This is a genomic window from Streptomyces sp. SID14478 (genome assembly GCF_010548525.1).
Classification (GTDB): Bacteria; Actinomycetota; Actinomycetes; order Streptomycetales; family Streptomycetaceae; genus Streptomyces.
In genome coordinates this window covers 1-2,736 of record NZ_JAAGMG010000315.1, presented here as the reverse complement: position 1 = coordinate 2,736, position 2,736 = coordinate 1, and the positions used below count along the sequence as shown (strand labels likewise).

General features: G+C 73.8%; 3 protein-coding genes and 1 pseudogene. 3 read left to right on the top strand and 1 reads right to left on the bottom strand.

The window, feature by feature from the left end:
- A pseudogene (locus tag G3I40_RS10650) lies at positions 1-337 on the top strand (MFS transporter); the annotation flags it as partial.
- 100 nt (positions 338-437) lie between these two features.
- Here the strand turns inward: G3I40_RS10650 and G3I40_RS10645 are convergent.
- Positions 438-1,061 carry a PepSY domain-containing protein gene (locus G3I40_RS10645; RefSeq protein WP_164301916.1) on the bottom strand — a complete coding sequence of 208 codons (624 nt, stop codon included), beginning with the start codon at positions 1,059-1,061 and terminating at the stop codon, positions 438-440.
- 124 nt (positions 1,062-1,185) lie between these two features.
- On the opposite strand from G3I40_RS10645, the gene G3I40_RS10640 reads away from it, so the two are divergent.
- Positions 1,186-1,911, top strand: coding sequence for a response regulator transcription factor (locus G3I40_RS10640; RefSeq protein ID WP_164301915.1), 726 nt, complete (start codon positions 1,186-1,188; stop codon positions 1,909-1,911).
- On the top strand, positions 1,908-2,736 hold an 829-nt coding region (locus tag G3I40_RS10635; RefSeq protein WP_164301914.1), incomplete at its 3' end, for a HAMP domain-containing protein. The genes G3I40_RS10640 and G3I40_RS10635, both read left to right, overlap by 4 nt.

Sequence of the window (2,736 nt, the reverse complement as noted above, 5' to 3'; positions counted from 1 at the left end):
CCCCGGACTGCTCACGCTCGGGCTGGCGGCGGCGTGCGTGGGCTTCTTCGTGGCGCCCGCGCTGACCACGGCGTACCTCATCGCGGACGAGGCGGCGGGCCCGGACCTGCGTACGCAGGCGGGCGCCTGGGTCAACGCGGCGGTCAATGCGGGCAGTTCGGGCGGCACCGCGGCCGTCGGCGCCCTGGTGGGCCATCTCCCGACGGCCGTGTGCTTCGCGGTGGCGGCCACGGCGCCGCTGCTGACGGTGCTCGTGTCGATGACCCGGGGGCCGGTGTCCGCACGGACGGCGGCGCCGGTGCAGGCACCGGCGCCGCAGGAGGAGACGGCCCGCTGATCCGGGCCGTCGTTCGTCAGCCGTCAGCCGTCAGCCGTCAGCCGTCAGCCGTCGTCCGTCGTCCGTCGTCCGTCAGCCGTCGACTGTCAGCTGCCGGCTGTCAGTCGTCGTCGCCGTGGTCGTCCGCGGAGCGGTCCGCCGTCACCGCGCCCGACCCGAAGGCGACGTGCCAGTCCTGCTGCGTCCCGTTCGCGGAGGTCGTCTCGGCCTCCCAGACCCGGACCGAGCCGTCGTCGTCCGCGTCCACCGAGGTCACGGTGCCCTTGGCGGACGCGGCGCGGGCCGCGTCCTCGGCGGACGTCGACGCGCTCCTGAGCGCGGCGGCCACCTGCGCGGGGTCACCGTCGTCGTCCCCGTCGGCCTTCTCCACGTGCGAGCCGAGCACCTTGCCCGTGCCCGGGTCCACGTCGACGTGGTGCCAGGCCTTGGCGCCCGCGATGTCGACCTCCCAGACCAGGCCGCCGTCGTCGGAGTCGAGGTCGGCGCCGGTGGCGACGCCCGGTGTGTGCTGCAGGGCGGCGGCGATCGCGTCCTCGGCCCTGACCTTCGCGCCCTTCGCCTCGTTCGCGTTCTCCCGGGCGTCGCTGACGCCGTCGTCCTTGACGTGCACGGTCGACGTCGCGGCGGACCCGCCGTCGTCGGAGACGGCCACCGCGGTGGCCGTGCCCGCGCCCAGCAGGACCACGGCGGCGAGGGCGGAGAGGGTGGTGGTACGGCGCTTCATGAGGTTCTCCCGTTCGTCGTGGGGTCGTGCTCTGTCGACGGGAACAACCCTGCCCGAGTGATCCTGAAGCCCCGCTGAAGAAGCCTGAAGGGTCCTTCAGGTTCGACCTGTCACCCTGAAGCGCATGCGCCCACCCGCCTCCCACCACCACCCTGCCCGCGGCACCGCGCGCCGCCCTCCCAGACTGTTGATCGTGGAGGACGAGAAGCGGCTGGCCCTGTCGCTGGCCGGGGGCCTCACCGCGGAGGGGTTCGCCGTGGACGTGGTCCACGACGGCCTCGAAGGGCTGTACCGCGCGAGCGAGTCCCCGTACGACCTGATCGTCCTCGACATCATGCTGCCCGGCATGAACGGCTACCGGGTCTGCGCGGCCCTGCGCGCCGCGGGCAACGAGGTGCCGATCCTCATGCTCACCGCCAAGGACGGCGAGTACGACGAGGCGGAGGGCTTGGACACCGGCGCCGACGACTACCTCACCAAACCGTTCTCGTACGTCGTCCTCGTGGCGCGGGTCAAGGCGCTGCTGCGCCGCCGGGGGGGCGCGGGCAGCGCCTCCGCCGTGCACGCCGTCGGCCCCTACGCCGTCGACACCGCCGCCCGTCGCGTCACCCACACCGAGGACGGTGAAGTCCCGCTCACGGCAAAGGAGTTCGCCGTCCTCGAACAGCTCGTGCTGCGCCCCGGCGAGGTCGTGTCGAAGGGCGACATCCTCGAACACGTCTGGGACTTCGCCTACGAGGGCGACCCGAACATCGTCGAGGTGTACATCAGCGCCCTGCGCCGCAAGCTCGACGCCTCCCTGATCCACACGGTGCGCGGCGCCGGATACCGCCTGGAGATCCCGCGATGAGGCACCGGCCCCTCCGCCTCCTCGGCTCGGTACGGGCCCGCGCGGCCCTCGCCGCCACCCTCGTCGTCGCGGTCGCCCTGATCGCGGCGGGCGCCGCCGTGCTGATCTCCCTGCGCACGAACCTCACCGGACAGGCGGACAGCGCCGCCGACTCCGGTGCGCGCCGCGTCGCCACGTCCCTGGCCACCGGCGTCGCGCCCGACGCGCTGGACCTGGACGACGACCAGCCGGTCCAAGTGGTCGACGACGAGGGGCGGCTGCTGGCCGCCTCCGACGACCTGGAGCGGATCAGCGGGACGTCGACGGGTGCGGTCACCCCGGTCGCGGCGAGGGCCGACGACGCCGGGGACGACCACGGCGACGACGACCGTTCCGGCGCGGGCAAGGTCTCCGACGACACCGACTACAGCGACGGCGCCGCCACCGTGGACGGCGACGGCGCCGACTACCGGTTCGCGGCCGTCGAGGTCGAGGACACCGCGTACGGCACCCTCACGGTCTTCGCGGGATCCCCGCGCGCGGCCGAACAGGGCGCTGTGGGCACGGCGTTGACCGCCATGCTCATCGGCTTCCCGGTGCTGCTCGTGGTGGTCGGCACGGTGACGTACCTGGTGACGCGGCGCGCCCTGCGTCCCGTCGAGGGCATCCGCGCCGAGATGGCCGCCGTCACCGCGTCCCAGGACCTCGCCCGCCGGGTGCCCGAACCGGACACGCACGATGAGGTGGCCCGGCTGGCCCGCACGACGAACGAGACCCTGGCGGCGCTGGAGGGCTCCGTGGAGCGGCAGCGGAGGTTCGTCGCCGACGCCTCGCACGAACTGCGCA

Coding starts and splice junctions, on each gene's coding strand:
- G3I40_RS10645 (WP_164301916.1), bottom strand. CDS start 1,061: ATGAAGCGCCGTACCACCACCCTCTCCGCCCTCGCCGCCGTGGTCCTG.
- G3I40_RS10640 (WP_164301915.1), top strand. CDS start 1,186: ATGCGCCCACCCGCCTCCCACCACCACCCTGCCCGCGGCACCGCGCGC.